A 3,333-nucleotide genomic window follows, 5' to 3' on the forward strand; every position below is an offset into this window, starting at 1 on the left:
ATCGAGGGCAGCCGATGTGTCGACCAGAAGCGCATCGATGGCGTCGAAGTCGATTGGCGCTTCCACCTTGTCGGCAGCCTCTGCCTTGTCAGCGGCTTCTGTCGTGTCCGAGCTGTCGACCTCCTCCACACCGAAACGGGCGGCTTCCAGTTCGGCGATGGTGACGAAGTCTTCCGAGGTGAACGGCTCGACCTCGACCCGGCGCAATTCGGAGATGTGACCGAAGCAGCCGATGTCGCGGCCCATGTCGCGGGCCAGCGAGCGCACATAGGTGCCCTTGCCGCACTCGACCTCGAAAACAGTATGGTCGGCGCCATGCTCGACAACGTCCAGACGGCCGATCTCGATCTCTCGCGCGGGTATGTCGACCGTCGCGCCGTCGCGGGCCAGATCATAGGCGCGCTCGCCTGCGATCTTGATGGCCGAGAATTGCGGCGGCGTCTGCATGATGACGCCGGTGTATTTCGGCAGCAGGGCGAGCACTTGGGCTTCCGACGGACGCAGGTCGGATTCTTTCGTCACCGGACCTTCGAGGTCATCGGTCGAACGCTCCTGTCCCCAGGCAACGGTGAAGCGATAGATTTTGGCGCCGTCCTGCACGTAAGGCACGGTCTTGGTAGCCTCGCCAAGCGCGATCGGCAGCATGCCGGACGCCAGCGGGTCGAGCGTGCCTGCATGGCCGGCCTTTTCCGCCTGGAACAGCCATTTGATCTTGGAGACGGCTTCGGTCGAGCCCATGCCGACCGGCTTGTCCAGGATCAGCCAGCCCGAGATCGGCCGGCCCTTCTTCTTGCCGCGACGCGCCACTATTCGGTGTCCTTGTTGTCGTCTTTGTCCTGGTCTGCGTTTTCCTGGTCCTCAGGACCCAAATCGCGCGCCACTTCCGGCGATTTCAAGAGGTCGTTGATCCTGGCAAAATTGTCGAAGGAGGTGTCGAGCTTGAAGCGGAACTCCGGCATGAACTTCATCTGCCGCAGCGCGCCGGAGACACGGCCACGGACGAATTTCGCATGCTTGTTCAACGCCTCGACCACCGCATCGGCATCTTTGGCGCCGAGCGGCGAGACGAAAGCGGTAGCGACCTTCAAATCGGGCGACATGCGCACTTCCGAGACCGACACCACGGTGTTCTCGATCAGCGGATCGATGATCTCGCCGCGCTGCAGGGTTTCGGATAGCGCATGGCGCACCTGTTCGGCGACGCGCAGCATGCGCTGGGATGGGCTGGATGCGGTTGGACGGGGCATTTTTCTCAATCCTGAAAGCGTGAGGCGCGGGATGGAACCGTGCCGCATGTCTCATATGGGCATTCTCAATAGACTTGGGGCGGCGGCCTTTCGACCACCGCCCGGTATGGACAAGTCACTCGAACTCAGAGTGTCCGGGTCACCATCTCGACGCGGAAGCACTCGATGACGTCGCCGACGCGCATGTCCTCGTAGTTCTGGAAGGCCATGCCGCACTCCTGGCCGCCGGGGACTTCCGAAACTTCGTCCTTGAAGCGCTTCAGCGTCTTCAGCGTGCCTTCGTGGATGACGACGTTGTCGCGGATCAGGCGCACGCCCGCACCACGCTCGACCTTGCCTTCGGTGACACGGCAGCCGGCGATCTTGCCGACCTTGGTGATGTCGAAGATTTCGAGGATCTGCGCATTGCCGATGAAAGTCTCGCGACGCTCCGGCGACAACAGGCCCGACAGAGCCGCCTTCACGTCATCCACAAGGTTGTAGATGATCGAGTAGTAGCGGATCTCGATGCCAGCCGCCGCTGCAGCGGCACGTGCCTGGACGTTGGCGCGGACGTTGAAGCCGATGATCGCGGCACCCGAAGTCTCGGCCAGCGACACGTCGCTTTCGGTGATGGCGCCGGCGCCAGCATGGACGATGCGTGCACGCACTTCGTCGGTACCGAGCTTGTCGAGTGCGGCGTTGATCGCCTCGATCGAGCCCTGCACGTCGCCCTTGATGACCAGCGGGAATTCCTTCAGCCCGCTTGTCTGCAACTGCGACATCATCTGCTCGAGCGAACCGCGCTGGCCGGCATGCTTGGCAACCGCCTTCTCGCGCGCCAGACGCTGGCGGTATTCGGTGATCTCGCGGGCACGGGCCTCGTTGTTGACCACGGCGAAGCGATCGCCGGCCTGCGGGGTGCCCTGCAAGCCAAGCACTTCCACCGGCATCGCCGGCGGCGCTTCCTTGATCTGCACGCCACGATCGTTGACCAGCGCACGCACCCGGCCCCATTCATTGCCGGCAACGAGGATGTCGCCCGGCATCAGCGTGCCGGTCTGCACCAGCACGGTGGCAACGGGACCACGGCCCTTGTCGAGCTGGGCCTCGATGACGACGCCTTCGGCGGTACGGTCCGGATTGGCCTTCAGGTCGAGAATTTCGGCCTGCAGCAGGATCGCCTCGAGCAGTTTGTCGAGATTGGTGCCCTTGGTCGCCGACACTTCGACGTCCAGAACTTCACCGCCCATGGATTCGACGAAAACCTCGTGGCGCAGCAGTTCGGAGCGCACCTTCTGCGGATCGGCATCATGCTTGTCGATCTTGTTGATCGCCACGATGATCGGAACGCCGGCCGCCTTGGCATGGCTGATCGATTCGATCGTCTGCGGCATGACGCTGTCATCGGCCGCAACCACCAGGATGGCGATGTCGGTCGCCTGGGCGCCACGAGCACGCATCGCCGTGAAGGCGGCGTGGCCGGGCGTGTCGATGAAGGTGATCTTGTGACCATTCTTCTCGACCTGGTAGGCGCCGATATGCTGGGTGATGCCGCCGGCTTCGCCGGAGACGACATTGGCGTTGCGGATCGCGTCGAGCAGCGAGGTCTTGCCATGATCGACGTGACCCATGATCGTCACGACCGGCGGACGCGAAACCAGGTCCTCGGCATTGTCGGCGATGTTGAACAGGCCTTCCTCGATGTCGGATTCGGCGACGCGGCGGACCGTGTGGCCGAATTCGGTGGCGACCAGCTCGGCCGTGTCGGCGTCGATGACGTCGCCCGGCTTCAGGATCTGGCCCTGCTTCATGAAGAACTTGACCAGGTCGACCGCGCGCTCGGACATGCGTTGCGCCAGTTCCTGGATGGTGATGGTCTCTGGCAGGATCACTTCGCGCATGACTTTCTCGCGCGGCTCATTGTGCATCGCGCGCTTGAATTTTTCCTGGCGGCGACGCATCGACGACAGCGAACGGGCTCGCGCATCTTCGTCGGACAATGCCGAATTCAGCGTCAGCTTGCCACGGCGGCGATCTTCCTCGCTCTTGGTCGGCTTGGCCGGACGCGCCACTTCAGGCGTGACCGGACGGCGCACCGGTGCGC

Annotated in this window: 3 protein-coding genes; all 3 read right to left on the reverse strand. The window is 63.2% G+C overall.

All coding sequences use genetic code 11. The features are described 5' to 3' along the window. Nucleotides 1-807 (reverse strand): tRNA pseudouridine(55) synthase TruB (gene truB, locus ENZ74_RS26290; protein ID WP_127313086.1); only part of this gene is annotated, 807 nt, incomplete at its 3' end. Beyond that, on the reverse strand, nucleotides 807-1,247 hold the full coding sequence (gene rbfA / locus ENZ74_RS26295; RefSeq protein ID WP_024503464.1) for a 30S ribosome-binding factor RbfA: 441 nt from the start codon (nucleotides 1,245-1,247) through the stop codon (nucleotides 807-809). The genes truB and rbfA, both read right to left, overlap by 1 nt. A 125-nt stretch (nucleotides 1,248-1,372) precedes the next feature. After that, the coding region (infB, locus tag ENZ74_RS26300; protein ID WP_127313087.1) for a translation initiation factor IF-2 at nucleotides 1,373-3,333 on the reverse strand (1,961 nt) is incomplete at its 5' end.

Origin of the sequence: Mesorhizobium sp. M7A.F.Ca.CA.002.15.2.1 (assembly GCF_003998715.1) — a bacterium.
In the GTDB taxonomy this organism is placed as follows: domain Bacteria; phylum Pseudomonadota; class Alphaproteobacteria; order Rhizobiales; family Rhizobiaceae; genus Mesorhizobium; species Mesorhizobium ciceri.

Bases quoted from the DNA above. Each gene is read 5' to 3' on its own strand.
- rbfA (WP_024503464.1), bottom strand. From the start codon at position 1,247: ATGCCCCGTCCAACCGCATCCAGCCCATCCCAGCGCATGCTGCGCGTC.